This window comes from Microbacterium sp. JZ37, from assembly GCF_035188445.1.
Classification (GTDB): Bacteria; Actinomycetota; Actinomycetes; order Actinomycetales; family Microbacteriaceae; genus Microbacterium; species Microbacterium barkeri.
Genome location: NZ_CP045253.1, coordinates 721,860 through 741,857, shown reverse-complemented (window position 1 = coordinate 741,857; position 19,998 = coordinate 721,860). Strand labels below are relative to the sequence as shown.

The window sequence follows — 19,998 nt, the reverse complement described above, 5'->3', positions numbered from 1 at the left end:
GACCGCCAGGCTATCCCGCGCGGTAGCCTCGCGAGGTGCCCGTCCGCCTCGTCGCGCCGGGCGTCGCGTGGCTCGCGGCGTCCGACGCCGCCCTGCCTGCCCTGTCGTCCGCCGACGCCGAGCGCGCGGCGACGCTGACCGCTCCGCGGCGCGCACGGTTCCTCCGCGGGCGCGCGGCGCTGCGCGCGCTGCTCGACGAGCGCGCGGTCGTCGAGCCGGCACGCTGCCCCGACTGCAGCGCGCGGCACGGTGCTCCCGAGGTGCGGGCGGATGGCGCGCGCCTCTTCGCGAGCACGTCGCACGCGGATGGCGGATCGCTCGCGGCGGTCTCCCGCCGCCGCGTGGGGGTCGACGTCGAGACGGCGAGCGCTCTGCGCGTGCCGCCGCCCATCCCGGTGCCGCCCGGGGAGGATCCGCTGCGGCACTGGACCAGGGTCGAGGCCGTGCTCAAGGCGGATGGCCGCGGCCTGCGCGTGGATCCCGCCGCGGTCGCGCTCGCCCCGGCGGGCGACGGATGGCGCGCGGAGCTCGAGGGGGCCGTCTACGACGTGCGCGACCTTGCGATCGACGCCGCGCACGTCGCGGCGATCGCGGTGTCTCAGTCGTCCTGACGCGCTGGGCCTGCTGCGCGGCCGGACCGGCGCGGCGGCAGCTCGGGCAGCGCGCGCTCGTGCAGCCATGGAGCGAGCACGGGGTCGGCCATCCGCTCGAAGTCCGCCGACGCGGCGACCCCGTGACGGTGGTTCGCGGTCCACGCCCGCACGAGATCGAAGAACGCCGGATCGCCGATCGTCAGGCGCAGGGCGTGCAGCGCGAGCGCGCCGCGCTTGTAGACGCGGTCGTCGAACATGAGGTCGGGCCCCGGGTCGCTCAGGAGAAGGTCCTGCGGGAGCTGACGCAGCCGCGCGTGGTGCGTGCGTGCGAGCTCATCGGCCGAGGGGCCGCCCTTCGCCTCGGACCAGATCCACTCGGCGTAGCACGCGAAGCCCTCGTTGAGCCAGATGTCGCGCCACTGCCCGACGCCCACGCTGTTGCCGAACCACTGGTGCGCGATCTCGTGGGCGACGAGGCGCTCCGATCCGCCGCGCCCGTCGATGTGATTCGCGCCGAACACGGCCATCCCCTGCGCCTCGAGCGGGATCTCCAGCTCGTCCTCGGTGACCACGAGACGGCACACCGACATCGGGTAGGGCCCGAAGGCCCGCTCGAACGTCTCGAGGATGCGCGGGACGACCGCGAGGTCCGCGTCGACGCGCGCGGCGAGCGCGGGCGAATGCACCGCGGCGACCGGGACCCCCTCGGCCGTCTCGGCGATCTGGCGGGAGACGTAGCGCCCGATCTGCACCGTGACGAGGTAGGCCGACGTCGGGGTGTCCTCCTCGAAGACGTGCGTCGTCCGCCCTGCGCGTGTCGTCGTCGACACCCGGCGCCCCGTCGCCTCGACGCGGTGGTTCTGGTCGCACGCGATCGCGATCCGGTACCGCGCCTTGTCGGCGACGCGGTCGTTGCACGGGAACCAGGTCGGCGCGCCGGTGGGCTGCGAGGCCACGAGCACGCCGTCCTCGAGCTCCTCCCAGCCGATCGGGCCCCAGGGAGACCGGCGCGGCCGCGGCGAACCCGCGTAGTCGATGCGGACGTCGAGAGGGGTCCCGGCGGGGAGCTCCTCCGACAGCATGACGCGCACGCGGCGCTCCGACTGGCGCATCTTGGCGACCTTGCGCCCGCGCACCTGCACGTTCGACGCGCGCAGCCCCACGAGGTCGAAGGACAGCACCGAGGTGTCGGCGAGCGTGACGAGGGCGATCTCGGCTCGCCCCGCGAGACGGTTCGTCGCGATGCGGTAGTCGAGGTCGACGTCGTAGCGCTCGACGCGGTACCGCGTGTCGCCGCTGCGCGGCACGTACGGGTCGGCGCCCAGGCCGGCCGTCACGAGGCGGTCGCCTGGTAGGCGCGCACCTTCACGGCTCGCCACGGCCCGATCGGGTTGCCGCTCCAGCGGCTGCCGACGGGCACGGCCTCGCCGCGCATGACGAGCGAGGCAGGGCCGACCGTCGCGTGCGCGCCGATCGAGGCCGCCGGCAGGATCACGCTGTGGGGGCCGAGGGTCGCCCCCGGCTCGAGCGTCACGGTGTCCATGCTCATGATTCGATCATGGAACAGGTGGGTCTGCACGACGCACCCGCGGTTGACCGTCGCGCCGTCGCCGAGCGTGACGAGGTCGGGCTCGGGCAGCCAGTAGCTCTCGCACCACACGCCGCGGCCGATGCGGGCGCCGAGCGACCGCAGCCACGCGGCGAGCGCGGGCGTGCCCGACGCGGGCCGCGCGAACCACGGCGCAGCGAGCATCTCGACGAAGGTGTCCGAGACCTCCGTGCGCCACACGAAGCTCGACCAGAGCGGCTGCTCCCCCGCGCGGATCGGCCCAACGATGAGCCACTTGGCGGCGGTCGAGACGAGCGCGGCGACCGCCCCGGCCGCAAGCATGACGACGCCCGAGAGCAGCAGGGTGACGACCACGCCGAGCAGCTGGGCGAGCGCATAGAGGGCGAACAGCACGCCGAGCCCGAGACCGCACGTGATCACGACGGGCACGAAGCGGCACAGCTCCCACAGCGTGCGGGCGACGCGCAGCCGGGCGGATGGCCGGAAGGTGCGGCTCTCGTCGACCTCGGCGACGACGCGCCGGAGGCGGACGGGCGGCGACCCGAGCCAGCTGGAGCCGGCCTTGGCCTTCATGGGCGCGACCGACAGCACGGCGACGAGGCCGTCCTTGGGAACGCGGTGGCCGGCCGCGGCCATCCCAGAGTTGCCGAGGAACGCCCGCTTGCCGATCCGCGCGGGCGCGACCCTGAGCCATCCGCCGCGCAGCTCGTACGAGGCGACCATCGTGTCGTCGGCGAGGAACGCGCCGTCGTCGATCGTCGTCATCGACGGCAGGAGCAGAACCGTCGACGCCTCGACGTTGCGCCCGACCTTCGCGCCGAGAAGCCGCAGCCACACGGGCGTGAAGAGGCTCGAGTAGATCGGGAAGAGCACGGTGCGCGCGGCGTCGAGGAGGCGCTCGATGCTCCAGGCCTGCCACGCCGGCACGCTGCGGATGGGATACGTGCCCTCGCGCAGGCCGATCGAGAGCAGCCGCACGAGCACGACGACCGCGCCGGCGAAGACGAGGCCCGTCACGACGACGGCCGGCACGAGGAGCGCGAACGCGGCGAGCGCGGCCTCCGCGAGGTCGTCGGCGCCGCGCATGCCGAGCGCGAGCACGAGCCCGCCCGCGGCGAACGCGACGATCGGCAGGAGCGCGAGGCCCATCGACGACAGGGCATAGAGCGCCAGGTGACGACGCGGTGCGGGCGGGCGCTCCTGCGGCCATCCCCGCGTCGCCGCGCCCGCTCGGACGGCGGGCGATCCCGACCAGTGCTGCCCCGCGCGCACGCGGCCGAACACGGCCGATCCGGGGCCGACCTCCGCGCCCTGGCCGATCTTCGTTCCCGGAGCGAGGGTGCTGCGCGCGCCGATCGTCGCGCCGGCGCCGATGCGGATGCCGCCGATGCGGACGGTCTCGCCGTCGATCCAGTACCCCGACAGGTCGACCTCGGGCTCGATCGCGGCGCCCGAGCCGACCTCGAGCATGCCCGTCACGGGCGGCATGGTGTGCAGGTCGACGTCTCGGCCGATCTTCGCGCCGAGGGCGCGCGCGTAGTAGCTGACCCACGGCGCACCCGCGAGGCCGACCGGGTCGATCTGGTCGGTGACCTTCTCGGCGAGCCAGAGGCGCATGTGCGTCGCGCCCCCGCGGCGGTAGTCGCCCGGCCGGAGTCCCGCGAGCAGCACCCGCGCGAACAGCGCGCCCAGCGCCATCCGCCCGAACGGCGTCGCGAAGACGATGAGCCCGAGGAGCGTCCACCACCAGTCGATGACCGGGAGGGCCTCGAGCCCGGGGACGAGCGACAGGAGAGTCGAGGCCGTGAGCGCGTACACGAGCCAGCGGGCGCCGGTGAGGATCAAGAGCGGGATCCCGACGAGCGACTGGGTCCACTGCGTGAGCCGGGGCGTCGGCGCGGGCGTGCTGAACCCGCCGGCGACCTCGGGGTCGACGGTGTCGAGCGCGGCTTCGGCCATCGCGGCGAGACGCGGGTGGCTGTACACGTCGGCGACCGTGAACTCGGGCGCGGTCTCGCGGATGAGCGTGACGAGCTGCGCGGCCGCGAGCGACCCGCCGCCGAGGTCGAAGAAATCGGCGTCCGAATCGGCGACGGGGATGCCGAGCACCGCCTGCCAGTGCGCCGCGAGCCACGCGACGTCGGCGTCGAGGTCGGAGGCGTCGGGGTCGCCCGCATCCGCGAGCGGCCACGGCAGCGCGGCCTTGTCGACCTTGCCCGACGTGCGCGTCGGCAGCTCGTCGATGACGGCGAGGGTGGGGATGAGCGGCGCGGGCAGGCGCTCGGCGAGGCGCGAGCGCGCGTCGGCACGGTCGAAGCCGGCATCGGCGACGAGGTAGCCGACGAGGATGTCGACGCCGGCCGCGGTCTTGCGGACCGCGACGGCGGCGCCGCCGACGCCCGGGAGGTCCTGGAGCGCGGCCTCGACCTCGCCCAGCTCGATGCGGCGCCCGCCCACCTTCACCTGGTCGTCGACGCGGCCCTGGAAGAGGAGCCCCTCAGGCTCGAAGCGCACCATGTCGCCCGAGCGGTACGCCCGCTCCCACCCGAGAGTCGGCATGGGCGCGTACTTCTCGGCGTCCTTGGCGGGGTCGAGGTAGCGCGCGAGGCCGACCCCGCCGATGATGAGCTCGCCGGGCTCGCCCGCCGCGACCGGGCGGCCGTCGGCGTCGACGACGGCCAGCTGCCATCCGTCGAGCGGAAGGCCGATCCGCACGGGCTCGTCGGCGCGCATGAGCGCCGCGCACGCCACGACGGTGGCCTCGGTGGGCCCGTAGGTGTTCCAGACCTCGCGGCCCTCGCCGACGAGGCGGGCGACGAGCTCGGGCGGGCAGGCCTCGCCGCCGAAGATGAGGAGGCGCACGTTCTCGATCGTGTCGGCGGGCCACAGCGCGGCGAGCGTCGGGACGGTCGAGACGGCCGTGATGCCGTGGCCGAGCAGCCACGGGCCGAGGTCGGATCCCGAGCGCACGAGCGAGCGCGGGGCGGGAACGAGACACGCCCCCGAGCGCCACGCGAGCCACATCTCCTCGCACGACGCGTCGAAGGCGACGGAGAGGCCGGCGAGCACGCGGTCGCCGGGCCCGAGCGGCTCGTCGGCGAGGAACAGGCGCGCCTCGGCGTCGACGAACGCCGCGGCCGAGCGGTGCGAGACCGCGACGCCCTTCGGGGTGCCCGTCGAGCCCGACGTGAAGATGATCCAGGCGTCGTCGTCGATGCCGGGGCGCTGGTCCTCGGTGGGCTCGGCGGCCGGGGCGGGCGGGTCGGCGGGCTCGTCGACCGGGGCGGACGGGTCGGTGGGCTCGAAGCGCCCGCCGCCCGTGAGGACGCCGCGCACCTTCGCCTCGCCGAACACGAGGTCGGCGCGCTCCTGGGGGTCGTCCGCGTCGACGGGCACGTACGCGGCTCCCGCGGCGAGCACCGCGAGGATCGAGACGTACAGCTCCGCCGTTCCCGAGGCCATCCGCACGCCGACGCGGTCTCCGCGGCGGACCCCGTGCATCCGCAGGCGCTGCGCGACGGCCCGCACCTGCGCGAGCAGCTCGCGGTAGCTGAGCGCTCCGTCGGCGTCCTCGATCGCGGACGCGTCGGGATGCGCCCGCGCGGTCTCCTCGAGGATGTCGACGAGGGTGCGCGGGGGTGCGGCGCTCTCGCCGCGATCGAGCACGGCGCTCTGCGCCGCCGCGGTGTCGGTCAACCTGTCTCCATCCGTGGCGTCGCCGGGTGCGCCGCCATCGTCGTGGGGTCAGGTTACCGATCGGTGAACGACCGCCGACCGGCGCGGGGCCGCACGACGACGGCCGGGCGCGTCGCGCCGATCAGCGCGGCAGGCGCGCGCGCAGGGAGTCGATGAGGATGGCGGCGCCGAGCTCGAAGGACCGCGCGGCGCGCGCCTCCCCGCGCACGCCGCCCTCGAGAAGGCGCCCGAGGGTGCGGGTGTCGCCCTCTGGGCGCCAGACCTCGTCGGGCGACGCGAGATCGAGGCCGAAGCCGATCGCGAAGGCGTCGATCACGGCGATGATCGTGAGGACCTCGTCCTCGGGGAAGCCCGCCTCCACGAGCACGGTCGCGAGGTCGTCGTACGACGCGATGAGGTCGGGGTTCGTGATCGTCCGGTCGACGAGCAGCGGGACGAGAGCCGGGTAGTCGGCGTACATGCGGCGCTGGGCGCGCAGCACCTCGAGCACGTAGTCGTCCCACGGCACGCCCTGCGGCTGCACGCGGTACGACGCGATGAGGCGGCCCCGCATGAGCTCGAGGATCGCATCGGCGCCGTCGGCGTGGTTGTAGAGCGACGACGGCCGCACGCCGAGGCTGCGCGCGATCGCGTTGACGCCGAACGGCTCTCCCGCCCGGGCCAGCGCGAGCCCCGCGTCGCCGATGATCTCGGGCGACAGCAGCGGTGTGGACGGCCTGGCCATGCGCTCCCCTCTCCGCCGATCGGAGCACGATCGCCGCCCGGGGGTTTCGCGCGGCGTCTCTTCCCTGCATAATAACGAACATCGTTCGTTGACGAACACCATTCGTTAAACGGCCGAGCCGCACCACCCGATGCCGGCCCGCACATCCGCTTCCGCGCACAGCGCCGTGCCCCCTCTGGAGTCCCCATGTCAACCATCGACCTGACGAGCCGCGTGCCCCTGCGACTCCCCACCGCGACCGCGACATTCGCGATCGGGATCGCCGGCTACCTCGGCGTCAACCTCTCGCCGTACATGATCACGGCGGCACAGTCGGGCCTCGGCATGGACGTCCTCGCGGCGAGCTGGCTCGTCACCGCGACGCTCCTGCTGACCGCCGTGACCGGCCTCGCCATCGCCCCGCTCTGCGCGGGAGCGCACCGTCGCACCGTCGCCCGCGGCGGCCTCGCCCTCGGGCTCCTCGGCTTCGGCGCAGCCGCCGTCGCGCCGGCCCTCATCCTGCCGGGGCTCCTCGCCGGCGGCGTCGGCGCGGGCGGCGCGGTCGCCGCCTCGGGGGCCGCTCTCGCGGCGTTCCGCAACCCCGATCGCGTCGCGGGCTTCAACGGGCTCGCCAACCGCGCCGTCATCACCGTCGTGCTCGCCGTGCTCCCCCTCATCGGGCTCGCGCCGATCGACGTGTTCGGCGCGCTCGCGCTCTTCTGCCTCATCGGGCTCGCGGTGTCGCTCTGGCTGCCGGCCGCGCCCGTGCTCGAGCCGCACGCCGGCGCCGCCGTCGCGGAGGCCATGCCGATCGAGATCCCGCCCACCGGCATGGTGCGCACCTCGGTGCCGCGCTCGCGCACCGTCACGATCGCCGGCTTCGCCCTGCTCGTCACATTCGCGCTCTGGGCCGCGAGCGAGGACTCGCTGTGGGCGATGGCGGGAGTCATGGGCGCCGAGCAGGCGGGTCTCACTCCCGAGGGCCTCGGCATCGCGCTCAGCGGAGCGACGGCGGGCGGGCTCCTCGGCTCGATCCTCCTCATGATCGTCGGCGACCGCCTCGGCCGCGCCGTGCCGCTCGCGACCCTGCTGCTCGCGGGCGCCGCCCTCAAGTTCGCCGAGGGCTTCATGGCCGACCAGACCGCGTTCATCGTCGTCTTCATCGCGTGGAACACGATCTACGCGATCGCCTTCATGTACTTCGTCTCGACCTCGGCGGCCCTCGACGCGGACGGCCGCTGGTCGGGCCCGCTCCTCGCGGTCTACCTCGTCGGCTCGGCGCTCACGCCCGTGATCGGCGCGGCCCTCGTCGGCGCGCTCGGATACCAGGGCTTCACGACCGCCCTCTCCATCGCGAGCGTCGTGCTCGCCGTCCCCGCGGGCGCGATCGCGCTCCTGTCCACGCGGCTCGAGCGAGCCGCACGCACCGCCATCCCGGAGGACGCCTGATGACCCGCACCCTCTACCGCAGCGCCCGCATCTTCACCGCCGACGAGCCCGCCTGGGCCGAGGCGCTCGTCGTCGACGGCGACACGCTCGCGTACGTCGGCGACGCCAGCGGCGCGCCCGCCGCCGATGCGACAGTCGACCTCGGCGGCCGCCTCGTCCTGCCCGGATTCACCGACGCGCACACCCACCTGCTCATGACGGGCGAGGCGCTCGGCCAGGTCGGTCTGACCGACGCCCGCACGCTCGACGAGATCCAGAGCCGGCTCCGCGACGCGCGCCCGGGCGCCGACGGCGTGCTGCGCGGGCGCGGGTGGCTCTTCGACGCGATCCCCGGCGGAGCGCCGACCGCCGCGATGATCGACGAGGCCGTCGCCGACATCCCCGTGTACCTCGACGCGAACGACTACCACTCGTGCTGGGTCAACACCGCGGCGCTCGCCGAGCTCGGCATCACGCGGGACACGCCCGACCCCATCGGCGGCCGCATCGAGCGCGACGCCGACGGCGAGCCGACCGGACTGCTCTACGAGACCGCGGCCGTGCAGTACGCGTGGGCGCATCGCGACGCGACGGCGACCGACGCGCAGCGCGACGCCGCGGTCGAGCGCGTGATCGGGGCGTACCTCGCGACCGGCGTCACCGGGGTCGTCGACATGGCGTTCGACGACTTCGGGCTCGAGGCGTTCCGCCGCGCGGCTGAGCGGCGCGGCGGCACGCTGCCGATCCGCGTGGCCGCCCACTGGTTCGTGACGAACACGGGCGACGATGCGGAGAACGTCGCGCAGGTCGCCCGCGCCGCCGAGCTCGCTGCCGCGACCGCGTCGCCGTGGCTTCGGGTCATCGGCATCAAGCTCATCCTCGACGGCACGATCGACGCGTGCACGGCGGCCATGGGCCATCCGTACGCCGACGGCACGAACGCCGAGCCGATCTGGCCGGCCGAGCGGCTCGGGCCCGTGGTCGATGCGGCGGATGCCGCGGGGCTGCAGATCGCCATGCACGCGATCGGCGACCGCGCGAGCACGATGGCACTGGACGCGATCGAGCACGCGATCGCCGCGAACGGGGAGCGTCCGCGACGCCACCGCATCGAGCATCTCGAGTACGCGGCGCCCGGCACGGCCGAGCGGATGGCGCGCCTCGGCGTCACGGCGTCGATGCAGCCGGTTCACGCGGATCCCGCCATCTTCGCCAACTGGGCGGCTCAGCTCGACGACGAGCGGGTCGAGCGCGCCTTCGCCTGGCCCGAGTACGAGGACGCGGGTGCCCTCCTCGCCTTCTCGACCGACGCGCCGACGGCGCCGCACGCGTCGCTCGCGAACATATACGTCGCCACGACGCGCGCGTCGGCGCTCGACACGTCGGTGCCGGCCGTGCACCCGCAGTTCGCGCTGCCGCTCGACCGCTCGATCGTCCACGCGACGCGCGACACGGCGGCGTCGATCGGCGACGGCGGATGGCGCGGGCGCCTCGTGCCGGGAGCCGCGGCCGACTTCGCGGTGCTCGACACGGACCCGTTCGCCGCCGGGCCGGAGGCGCTGCTCTCCGCGCGCGTCGTCATGACCGTCGTCGCGGGCCGCATCGCATACGAGGCCTGACCCACCACCCTCTCTGCATGTCTCACTCGGCGCGGGATACGCCTCGGCATTCCCGCGACGAGTGAGACATGCATGCCTTCGGGTGAGACATGCAGGCGTGCGAGCGGGACGCGCGGGGTTGCGCGCGGGACGCGCGGGGTTGCGACCGGGCCGCGCGGGGTCGGTCAGCGGACGCCGAGCATGGCCTCGGCGGCGCGGAGCAGCAGCTCGGCGCGCTCTGCCGCGCCGCCCCACCGCACGAGGGCCTGCGCGTTGAGGCCGTCGATCATCCCCAGCAGCTGCCAGGCCGCGGCCGACGGGTCCTCGACGCGGAACGACCCGTCGGCCGCTCCCTCCTCGATCACCTCGCGCAGCAGGCGGGCCCACGCGTCCATCTGCTCGCGCACCGCGGCGGCGAGCGGATCGCTGCGGCGTCCGAGCGCCCACGCCTCGACCCACACCGCCGTGACGTCGTCGCGCGTCCCGCTGAGGAGGGTCTCGATGAGGGCGCGCAGCGCATCCCGCGGGGCCTCCCCCGCGACGAGCTGGGCGACCTCGGCGAGCTCGTCGCTCACGATGCCGGCGAAGGTCGTCGCGACGAGCTCCTCCATGGCCGGTGCGTAGTGCGCGACGAGCGCAGGAGTCACGGATGCCCGGGCGGCGATCGCGCGGAGCGTCACGGCATGCAGCCCATCGGCCAGGGCGATCGCGCGCGCCGCCGCGGCGATCTCGGCGCGGCGCTCGGCGGGCGCGCGGCGCGGCGCACGTCGGCGAGGGGGCGCCGCTTCGCTTGACATGTCCCTCACCCTAGCGTCAGAATCAAGTTATTGATCATACGATCAATACACGAGAGGATCGATGATGACCTGGCGGATGCCCGCAGAGACGGATCGGCACGAGCGCACCTGGATGGCGTTCCCCAGAGAGGGATTCACCCTCGGCGACACCGACGCCGAGCGCGAGGCCGGCTACACGGCGTGGAGCGCGGTCGCGCACGCCGTCGCCGAGTTCGAGCCCGTCACGATGGTCGTCGACCCGAGCGAGGTCGCGCGCGCCCGGCGCATGCTCTCGTCGCACATCGAGCTCCTCGAGGCGCCCCTCGACGAGTTCTGGATGCGCGACGTCGGCCCGACCTTCGTCGTCGACGACACGCGCCCGGGCGCTCTCGGCGCCGTCGACTGGACCTTCAACGGCTGGGGCGCGCCCGCGTGGGCGGAATGGTGCCTGTCAGCGCAGCTCGGACGCATCGTGGGCCGCGCCGCGGGCGCGGCGATCGTCAGCTCGGCGCTCGTGAACGAGGGCGGCGGCATCCACGTCGACGGCGAGGGCACCGTGCTCGCGACGGAGACCGTGCAGCTCGACCCGCGTCGCAACCCGTACGCCGACAAGGAGCGCGTCGAGGCCGAGTTCGCCCGGACGATCGGCGCGGCGAAGGTCGTCTGGCTGCCGCGCGGACTCACGCGCGACTACGACGAATTCGGCACCAACGGCCACGTCGACATCGTCGCGACGCTGACCTCCCCCGGCGTCCTCCTGCTCCACGATCAGCGCGACCCCGACCATCCCGACCACGCCGTGACGCGCGAGCTGCGCGCGCATCTCGCCCAGCAGACCGACGCCGCGGGCCGCGCCTTCGAGATCGTCGATCTGCCCGCGCCTGCGACGCTGCGCGACGACGAGGGCTTCGTCGACTGGAGCTACGTCAACCACCTCGTCGTGAACGACGGGGTCATCGCGTGCGGATTCGGCGAGGACGAGGCGGATGGCCGCGCGCGCGACATCCTCGCGGAGGTCTACCCGGGCCGCACCGTGAAGACGGTCGACGCCCGCGAGATCTTCGCGCGCGGCGGCGGCATCCACTGCATCACGCAGCAGCAGCCGTCGGTGGGGGCGCTCTGATGATCGACGTGCTCGAGGCATCCATCGCCGACCTCCAGCAGGCGCTCGCGCAGGGCCGCACGACCGCGGTCGAGCTCGTCGAGGCCTACCTCGCCCGCATCGACGCCTTCGACGCCCCCGGCACCGCGACCGCGCTCAACGCGGTCGTCGTGCGGAACCCCGATGCCCGCGACGAGGCACGCGCGTCCGACGCCCGTCGCGCGGCCGGCCGCCTCCTCGGTCCGCTGGACGGCATCCCGTACACGGCCAAGGACAGCTACCTCGTGAAGGGCCTCACGGCCGCGTCGGGCAGCCCGGCCTTCGCCGATCTCGTCGCCCAGCGCGACGCGTTCACGATCGAGCGGCTGCGCGCATCCGGCGCGATCTGCCTCGGTCTCACGAACATGCCCCCGATGGCCAACGGCGGCATGCAGCGCGGCCTCTACGGCCGCGCTGAGAGCCCGTACAGCGCCGAGTACCTCACGTCGGCGTTCGGGTCGGGCTCGTCGAACGGGTCGGGCACGGCGACCGCCGCGAGCTTCGCGGCGTTCGGCCTCGGCGAGGAGACGTGGTCGAGCGGGCGCGCGCCCGCATCGTGCAACGCGCTGTGCGCGTACACGCCCTCGCGCGGCGTCATCTCGGTGCGCGGCAACTGGCCGCTCGTGCCCACCATGGACGTCGTCGTGCCGCACACGCGCACGATGGCCGACCTGCTCGCGGTGCTCGACGTCGTCGTCGCCGACGACCCCGAGACGCGCGGCGACTTCTGGCGCGTGCAGCCGTGGGTGCGGATCCCCGCGGCGTCCGCCATCCGCCCCGCCTCCTACCCGGCCCTCGCCGACGGCGCCTCGCTGCGGGGCAAGCGCCTCGGGGTGCCGCGCATGTACATCAACGCCGATCCCGACGCCGGCACCTCAGACGACCCCGGCATCGGCGGCCCCACCGGGCGCCGCATCAGCACGCGCGAGTCCGTCATGGAGCTGTGGCGGGCCGCGCGCGCCGACCTCGAGGCGGCCGGAGCGACCGTCGTGGAGGTGGACTTCCCGCTCGTGTCGAACTACGAGGGCGACCGGCCCGGTGCGCCGAAGATCACGACGCGCGGGCTCGTCACGCCCGCCTACCTCCACCGCGAGATCGTCGACCTGTCCGCGTGGGCGTGGGACGACTTCCTGCGCGCGAACGGAGATCCGGCCATCCCGTCGCTCGACGTGGTCGACGGCGCGCAGATCTTCCCTCATCCCGCGGGCGCGCTGCCCGACCGCTACACGGGCTTCGACGACGACATCGCGTCGTACCCCGCGCACGTCCGCGAGCACCCCGTGGCTTCGATGACGGACATCCCCGAGCTCGAGAGCGGCGTGCGCGGCCTCGAGGAGACCCGCCGCGTCGACCTCGAGCAGTGGATGGACGGCCTCGGACTCGACGCCGTCGTCTTCCCCGCGATGGCCGACGTCGGCCGCGCGGACATGGACGTGAACCCGGAGTCCGCCGAGCTCGGCTGGCGCAACGGCGTGTGGGTCGCGAACGGCAACCTCGCCATCCGCCACTTCGGCGTGCCGACCGTGACCGTTCCGATGGGCACGATGTCGGACATCGGGATGCCCGTGGGCCTCACCTTCGCCGGCCGCGCCTACGACGACGCGGCGCTCCTCGCGCTCGGCGCCGCGTTCGAGGCGACGGGCGCGCGCCGCACGATGCCGCCGCGGACGCCCGCGCTCTGACGCGGCGCCGACGCGCGAGAGCCCCGGATGGCCGTGGTGGCCATCCGGGGCTCTTGTGTTTCCGGCCGGGGCGGCAGCAGGGCGGATCCGCGGGGCGGATCCGCCCGCCCGACCCGGCTCAGCCCACCCGGATGAGCTTCTTGTTGACGAACTCGTCGGCCGCAAGGAGGCCGAGCTCACGCGAGGTGCCGCTGCGCTTGACGCCGCCGAAGGGCAGCTCGGGGCTGTCGGCGAGCACGATGTTGACGTACACCATGCCGGCCTCGATGCGGTCGGCCACCCGCTGCGCCTGCTCGGCGTCGGTCGTGAAGACGTACGACCCGAGGCCGAACGGGGTGTCGTTCGCGAGACGCACGGCCTCGTCCTCGTCGGCGACGCGGTACACGACGCCCGCGGGGCCGAAGAGCTCCTCGCGGTAGACGTCCATCTCGGGCGTCACGTCGGTGAGCACGGTGCCGGGGAAGTACGCGCCGTCGCGCTTGCCGCCCACGACGAGCCGCGCGCCCTGCTCGACGGCGCGGTCGATCTGCTCCTGCAGGCGCTCCGCGGCGGCGAGCGACGAGAGCGGCCCGAGGACCGTGTCCTCCTCGAGCGGGTGGCCGACCTTCGCGGCCTCCATGGCCGAGGAGAACTTCGAGAGGAACTCGTCGTACAGGCCGTCGACGACGATGAACCGCTTGGCGCCGTTGCACGCCTGGCCGTTGTTGTCGAGGCGCGCGTCGACGGCGGCCTGCACGACCGCGTCGAGGTCGTCGGCCGAGAGCACGATGAACGGGTCCGACCCGCCGAGCTCGAGAGCCACCTTCTTGAGGTGCTGGCCCGCGAGCGCGGCGACGGCGGAGCCCGCACGCTCCGAGCCGGTCACCGAGACGCCCTGGACGCGCGGGTCGGCGATGATCGTCGCCGCCTGCTCGTTCGTCGCGTACACGTTGACGTAGGCCCCCTCGGGCAGGCCGGCGTCGCGGAAGATCTCCTCGAGCGCGGCCGCCGACTCGGGGCACTGCGGGGCGTGCTTGAGGATGATCGCGTTCCCGATCACGAGGTTCGGGCCCGCGAACCGCGCGACCTGGTAGGTCGGGAAGTTCCACGGCATGATCCCGAACAGCACGCCGAGCGGGGCGCGGCGGATGACCGCGCTCCCCTCGCCCAGGATGTCGATCGGCTGGTCGCGCGTGATCGCCTCGGCGTTGTCGGCGTAGTACTCGATGATGTCGGCCGAGAAGTCGACCTCGCCGAGCGCGGCCTCAAGCGGCTTGCCCATCTCGCGCACGATCGTCGCGGCGAGGGCGTCGCGGCGCTCGCGGTGCAGGGCGGCGGCACGGCGGACGGCCGCGGCGCGGTCGGCGACGGAGAGCGCCGCCCAGGCGCGGGCTCCCTCGCTCGCGCGCGCGATCGCGTCCTGGATCTGCGCGTCCGTGAAGGTGTCGTACTCGGCGACGGTCTCGCCCGTTGCGGGATCGACGACGGCGTAGTCGCTCATGATGTTCCTCTCGTCGCGGTCAGTCGTTGGGGATGAGGGTGTACTTCGTCGACAGGTACTCGTGGATGCCCTCGAGCCCGCCCTCGCGTCCGACGCCGGACTGCTTGACGCCGCCGAACGGAGCGGCCGCGTTCGAGACGACGCCGGCGTTGAGACCCATCATGCCGGTCTCGAGGCGGTCGATCATCCGGTGGCCGCGGGCGAGGTCCTGCGTGTAGACGTACGACACGAGGCCGTACTCGGTGTCGTTCGCGAGGCGGACCGCCTCGTCCTCGTCGGCGAAGGTCGCGATCGCGAGGACGGGTCCGAAGATCTCCTCGCGCAGGATGGCGCTGCCTGCGGTGACTCCGGTGAGGACCGTGGGCGCGTAGAACGTCCCGGGTCCGTCGAGCTTCTCGCCGCCCGTGAGCACCGTGGCGCCGCGGTCGGTCGCGTCCGTCACGAGCTCGTCGGCCTTCGCGACCGCGTCGGCGTCGATGAGCGGGCCGATGGCCACTCCGTCCTCGGTGCCGCGGCCGATCCGCATCGCCTGGACGCGCTCGGTGACCTTGGCCGCGAAGGCGTCGGCGATGGACTCGTGCACGATGAAGCGGTTGGCCGCGGTGCACGCCTGCCCGATGTTGCGGAACTTCGCCGCGAGGGCGCCCTCCACGGCCTTGTCGAGATCGGCGTCCTCGAAGACGACGAACGGCGCGTTGCCGCCGAGCTCCATCGAGACGCGCAGCACGCCCTCGGCGGCCTGCGCGATGAGCTGGCGGCCGACCTCGGTCGAGCCCGTGAACGACAGCTTGCGCAGTCGCGGGTCGGAGATGATCGGCGCCGAGACGCGACGCGACGACGCCGACGTGACGACGTTCACGACGCCCGCGGGCACGCCGGCCTCGACGAGGAGCTGCGTGAAGAACAGCGTCGTGAGGGGCGTGAGCTGCGGGGGCTTGATGACGACCGTGCAGCCGGCGGCGAGCGCGGGCGCGATCTTGCGCGTGGCCATCGCGAACGGGAAGTTCCACGGGGTGATGAAGAACGAGGGGCCCACGGGGCGCTGCGACACGACCATCCGGCCGGTGCCCTCCGGGTTCAGGCCGTAGCGGCCCGTGATGCGCACCGCCTCCTCGCTGAACCAGCGCAGGAACTCGCCGCCGTAGACGACCTCGCCGCGCGCCTCCGCGAGCGGCTTGCCCATCTCGAGCGTCATGAGGAGGGCGATGTCCTCCTTGCGCTCCTGCACGAGCTCCCAGGCGCGGCGCAGGATGTCGCTGCGCGTGCGGGGCGCGGTGGCCGCCCAGGCGTCCTGCGCGGCCACCGCGGCGTCGAGGGCGCGGGTGCCGTCCTCGGCGGTCGCGTCCGCGACGCGGGCGATCACCTCGTTCGTCGAGGGGTCGTGGACGTCGAAGGTCGCGCCCTCGGGGGCGTCGACCCACTCGCCGCCGATGAACAGACGGGTCGGCACCGAGGCCAGCAGGGCGCTCTCGCGGTCGTTCGTCATGTCGGTTCCTTCCGGGTGGATGGTCGGTGAGGTCGGTTCAGCGGCGGGTGCCGCGGAGGCTGGGCGGCGCGTCCATGGTCAGCACGCTGCCGCGGAAGAACGCGGGCTCGCGCGCCGCCTGCCACAGCATCAGCGCGATGCCGATGACGATGACGGCGATGCCGAGGATGAAGACGAGGCCGATGCCGCCGATCTGAGAGCCGCTTCCGTAGGCCGGGTCCATCGTGTCGATGAGGGTCGCCACGAAGAGGATGGCCAGGATGATCCCGCCGACGAGCGGGAACAGCAGCATGAAGAAGACGTTGCGCACGGAGTCGAACCACTGCCGGCGGAAGTACCAGACGCACGCGAAGGCGGTCAGCCCGTAGTAGAAGCAGATGAGCATGCCGAGCGCGAGGATCGTGTCCCACAGGGTGTTCTCGCTCACGAAGCGCATGACCGCGTAGAACACGCTCGTCACGATCGCCGCGACGATCGTCGAGTACCCGGGACTGAAGAACCGCGGGTGCACGGAGCCGAACTTCTTCGGGAGCGCTCCGTAGTGGCCCATGGCGAGCATCGTGCGGGTGGGCGACGCGAACGTGGCCTGCAGCGACGACGCCGAGCTCGTGAGCACCGCGAGCGAGACGAGGAAGCCCAGCGAGCCCATGATCGGGTTCGACAGCGCGAAGAACACGTTCTCCTGGATGTCGGGGTTGCCGAGGCCGAGCTCGCCGTCGCCGACGCCCGCGAACATCACCATGCCGATGCCGAGGATGAGGTACAGGAACACGACCACGAGCACGACGACGGTGGCGGCGCGGCCCGGGGTCTTCTCGGGGTTCTTCGTCTCCTCGTTCATCGTGAGGACGAGGTCCCATCCCCAGAAGATGAAGATCGACAGCGACAGGCCGGCGACGGCCGCGCTGAACGACGGGACGGCGAACGGATTGAACCAGTTCGGGTCGAACGGCGTCGGGTCGAACGCGTCACCCGACGCGGCGCGCGTGATCGCCGTGATCGCGAACACCACGAGCACGACGACCTGGAAGCCCACGAGCACGTACTGGAGGCGCTGCGACGTCTGCAGGTCGCGGTACGACACCCACGTCGCCGCGAGCACGAACAGGAGGCAGACGCCCACGTTGATGAACGGGTTCCGCGTCAGCTCCGCGATCTCGGCGTTGCCCGTGATCTGGCTGATCAGGAGGAAGAGGAAGTCGACCGCGATGCCCGCGAGGTTCGACAGGACGAGGATGGTCGCAGCGATCAGGCCCCACCCGGCCATCCAGCCGATCCAGGGCCCGAAGGCGCGCGTCGCCCACGTGAACGAGGTGCCCGAGTCGGGCATGACGCGGTTGAGCTCGCGGTAGCCGAAGGCGACGAGGAGCATCGGGATGAAGCCCACGATGATGATCGCGGGCACCTGCGTGCCGACCTCGGACGCGGTCGGGCCGATCGCGGCCGTGAACGTGTAGGCGGGCGCCACGGTGGAGACACCGAGGACGACAGCGCCGATCAGCCCGAGCGTGCCGGCGCTCAGGCCCTTGCTCGAGATGCCGGTGGTGACGGGATCAGACACGACGGTGTGCGGGTTCTGGCTCATGCGCTCAGGATTCTTCAGGCGCGCGGGTGCGCGAGACGACGATCATCGGGACGGGCAGCTCGTGCAGCATCTTCGCCGCGGTCGAGCCGAGGAACAGGAAGCGGGGGCGTGCGAGACGGCTCGAGCCGACGAACACGACCTCGCCCGGCTCCCATGCGAGGCGGGTGACGGCATCCTCGATCGAGTCGCCCTCGGCGACGACGACGTCGACGGGCACATCGGCCGGGAGCTCAGCGCGCGCGGCCTCGAGAACGGTGTCGGCGTGCGAGGCGCCGACGACGCGGATGGCGGACGTCTGCACGCCCGCGGGGAGGTCCACGGTGACGAGCGAGACGAGACGCAGGGGCACGCGCGCGGCCGCGGCGAGCGCTGCGGCATCCTCGAGGAGGACGTCGGCGCCCGGGCGCGTGCCGATCGCCACCGTCACGCGGTCGAGCGGCGCCGTCACGTCGACGGAGCCCGCCGGCGCGAGGACGACGGGGATGTCGGACGAGTGCAGCAGCTCGTTCGCCACGGACCCGAGGCGGTGGCGGCCGCGGAGGCCGCCGTCGGCAGCGCCGACGACGATGTGCGACGCGCGGAACTCGCGCGCGGCGGCGAGGAGGCCCTCCCCGAAGGACTCGGCCGTGCGCACGTGCGCACGGTGGTCGAGGCCTTCGGGGAGCGAGGCGGCCGCGTCGCGCAGCCACTCGCGCGCCTGCGCGCGGACGTACTCGTCGTAGGACGCGTCGGGCGGCGTCAGGGCGTTGCGGCCCTCGGCCGGCAGCACCATGACGATCTCGACGCTCGCGCCGGTCGCGGCGGCGAGACGGCCCGCGAGCGCGACGGCATCCGCGCCCGCGGGGGTGGCGGTGTAGCCGACGACCAGCGCCGCGGTCATGAGCGGGACCGCTCGATGATGTCGGCGGCGGCGAGGCGGCCCATGCGGATCGCGCCGTCCACGTGCTGGTAGCCGAGGCCCGCGAGGTCGCTGCAGGCGAAGTGGATCGGGCCGACGGGCGCCGACTGGTCCTTGCCGTAGCGGTGCAGGCCGCCGAGGTCGAAGCTCGCGGCGTACGCGCCGCGCGTCCACTCCTCGGAGCCCCAGTCGCTCTCGTAGTACACGACGGGGTTCTTCGCCTCGGGGCCGTAGTAGTGCGAGATCGACTCGAGGATGCGCTCCTTGCGCTCCTCGGCCGAGAGCTCGAACACGCCGTCGGCGTTCTTGTCGGACACGAAGCCCACGAGGGTGCCGCGCTCGTCGCCGTGGTTGGTGTTGTCGTACGCCTCGTGGCACAGCTCGTACGGGCTGAAGGCGGTCGCCGAGAGCCCCTGCTCGCGCCAGAACGGCCGGTCGTAGACGGCGTGCACCTTGATGACGAAGCCCATCGACAGGTGCTGGTGCAGCTGGTGCTGGCGGCGCGGCAGCGCGGGCACGAACGAGATGCGGTCGTACAGGACCGGCGCGTGCGCGAGGATCGCGTACTTGGCGCGGACGGTGATGCCGTCGGCCTCCGCGATCACGCCGTCGGCGCCCCACCGGAGCGTGCGGACGGGCGCGTTCAGGTGCACGTCGTCGCCGAGGCGCTCGGCGAGCAGCTGCGGCACCTGCTGCAGGCCGCCCACCACGCGCTTGTCGAGGATGAAGTCGGCGTCGACGAGGTTCGAGAAGCTCCCGGCGCTCGCCGCCATGTGCAGGGCCTGCAGAGCCGAGAACGCGTGGGCGGGCTTGGTGAGCATCGCGCCCGCGATGAAGAGCGCGATGTTGTCGCGCGCCTCCTGGTCGTCGGTCTCGCGCGCGAGCCAGCCCTCGAACGAGATCGTGTCGAGCGCCTCGGCGTCGGGGTGCTCCCACGGGCGCGCGGGGTCGATCTCGGCCGTCAGGCGGTCGAGCTTCTCGATGAGCTCGACCATGACCTTCTCGGTCTCGGGCGCGACGGGGAAGATCTCGCCCGTGAAGCGGGTGAGCTTGCCGTCGGCGTCGACGTAGACGCTCTCGCCCTCGCGATAGCGGCTGTAGGTCTCGAGACCGAGCTCGGCGATCGTCTCCTTGAGCGCGTCCTGGTCGGGCGACACCCACTGGCCGCCGATCTCGAGCATCGCCCCGTCGACGACGTCGGTCCACAGCCGGCCGCCGACGCGGTCGCGCGCCTCGAGCACGGCGACCGACAGACCGGCCTTCTTCAGCTCGTTCGCCGCCGTCGTGCCGGCCGCTCCCGCGCCCACGATGACGACGTCGCGTGTGATCTCCGTCATGTCGTTCTCCTTCTTCCGGTCGTCC

The 19,998-nt window shown here is 73.2% G+C and carries 14 protein-coding genes; 5 read left to right on the top strand and 9 right to left on the bottom strand.

What is annotated here, in order from left to right:
* The first annotated feature begins 35 nt into the window (after positions 1 to 35).
* Positions 36 to 611 carry a 4'-phosphopantetheinyl transferase family protein gene (locus tag GC092_RS03230; protein WP_324014083.1) on the top strand — a complete coding sequence of 192 codons (576 nt, stop codon included), beginning with the start codon at positions 36 to 38 and terminating at the stop codon, positions 609 to 611.
* Here the strand turns inward: GC092_RS03230 and GC092_RS03225 are convergent.
* The 3 genes from GC092_RS03225 to GC092_RS03215 form a co-directional block, all read right to left on the bottom strand.
* Entirely contained in the window at positions 599 to 1,930 is a 1,332-nt protein-coding gene (locus tag GC092_RS03225) for a M1 family metallopeptidase (protein WP_324014082.1), read from the bottom strand. The genes GC092_RS03230 and GC092_RS03225 overlap by 13 nt on opposite strands.
* Positions 1,927 to 5,859, bottom strand: coding sequence for a Pls/PosA family non-ribosomal peptide synthetase (locus GC092_RS03220; protein WP_324014081.1), 3,933 nt, complete (start codon positions 5,857 to 5,859; stop codon positions 1,927 to 1,929). Before GC092_RS03220 ends, GC092_RS03225 begins: the two co-directional genes overlap by 4 nt.
* A gap of 121 nt (positions 5,860 to 5,980) precedes the next feature.
* Complete coding sequence (locus tag GC092_RS03215) at positions 5,981 to 6,583, bottom strand: TetR/AcrR family transcriptional regulator C-terminal domain-containing protein (protein WP_324014080.1); 603 nt, start codon at positions 6,581 to 6,583, stop codon at positions 5,981 to 5,983.
* A gap of 186 nt (positions 6,584 to 6,769) precedes the next feature.
* On the opposite strand from GC092_RS03215, the gene GC092_RS03210 reads away from it, so the two are divergent.
* Together GC092_RS03210 and GC092_RS03205 are read left to right on the top strand one after the other, a co-directional pair.
* Positions 6,770 to 8,011, top strand: coding sequence for an MFS transporter (locus tag GC092_RS03210; RefSeq protein ID WP_324014079.1), 1,242 nt, complete (start codon positions 6,770 to 6,772; stop codon positions 8,009 to 8,011).
* Positions 8,011 to 9,609, top strand: a complete 1,599-nt coding sequence (locus GC092_RS03205; RefSeq protein ID WP_324014078.1) for an amidohydrolase — start codon at positions 8,011 to 8,013, stop codon at positions 9,607 to 9,609. The genes GC092_RS03210 and GC092_RS03205 overlap by 1 nt, the downstream gene beginning before the upstream one ends.
* A 164-nt stretch (positions 9,610 to 9,773) precedes the next feature.
* Here GC092_RS03205 and GC092_RS03200 read toward each other — a convergent pair whose 3' ends face one another.
* The gene (locus GC092_RS03200; RefSeq protein ID WP_324014077.1) at positions 9,774 to 10,385 is read right to left on the bottom strand and encodes a TetR/AcrR family transcriptional regulator; all 612 of its coding nucleotides are present in this window, start codon (positions 10,383 to 10,385) and stop codon (positions 9,774 to 9,776) included.
* Between the two features lie 64 nt (positions 10,386 to 10,449).
* Here GC092_RS03200 and GC092_RS03195 point away from each other — a divergent pair, with 64 nt between their 5' ends.
* Both GC092_RS03195 and GC092_RS03190 read left to right on the top strand, forming a co-directional pair.
* Entirely contained in the window at positions 10,450 to 11,487 is a 1,038-nt protein-coding gene (locus GC092_RS03195) for an agmatine deiminase family protein (RefSeq protein ID WP_324014076.1), read from the top strand.
* The gene (locus GC092_RS03190) at positions 11,487 to 13,187 is read left to right on the top strand and encodes an amidase (protein ID WP_324014075.1); all 1,701 of its coding nucleotides are present in this window, start codon (positions 11,487 to 11,489) and stop codon (positions 13,185 to 13,187) included. Before GC092_RS03195 ends, GC092_RS03190 begins: the two co-directional genes overlap by 1 nt.
* A gap of 118 nt (positions 13,188 to 13,305) precedes the next feature.
* On the opposite strand, the gene GC092_RS03185 is transcribed toward GC092_RS03190, so the two are convergent.
* The 5 genes from GC092_RS03185 to GC092_RS03165 are packed head-to-tail and all read right to left on the bottom strand — an operon-like array spanning position 13,306 to position 19,973.
* Complete coding sequence (locus GC092_RS03185; RefSeq protein WP_324014074.1) at positions 13,306 to 14,667, bottom strand: NAD-dependent succinate-semialdehyde dehydrogenase; 1,362 nt, start codon at positions 14,665 to 14,667, stop codon at positions 13,306 to 13,308.
* Between the two features lie 19 nt (positions 14,668 to 14,686).
* Entirely contained in the window at positions 14,687 to 16,153 is a 1,467-nt protein-coding gene (locus tag GC092_RS03180; protein WP_271173663.1) for an NAD-dependent succinate-semialdehyde dehydrogenase, read from the bottom strand.
* Positions 16,154 to 16,190: 37 nt separating this feature from the next.
* Positions 16,191 to 17,738, bottom strand: coding sequence for an APC family permease (locus tag GC092_RS03175; protein WP_324014073.1), 1,548 nt, complete (start codon positions 17,736 to 17,738; stop codon positions 16,191 to 16,193).
* Positions 17,739 to 17,742: 4 nt separating this feature from the next.
* Positions 17,743 to 18,618 (bottom strand): universal stress protein, encoded by an 876-nt coding sequence (locus tag GC092_RS03170; protein ID WP_324014072.1) that lies wholly within the window; start codon positions 18,616 to 18,618, stop codon positions 17,743 to 17,745.
* Positions 18,615 to 19,973 (bottom strand): flavin monoamine oxidase family protein, encoded by a 1,359-nt coding sequence (locus GC092_RS03165; RefSeq protein ID WP_271173666.1) that lies wholly within the window; start codon positions 19,971 to 19,973, stop codon positions 18,615 to 18,617. The genes GC092_RS03170 and GC092_RS03165 overlap by 4 nt, the downstream gene beginning before the upstream one ends.
* Positions 19,974 to 19,998 lie beyond the last annotated feature (25 nt).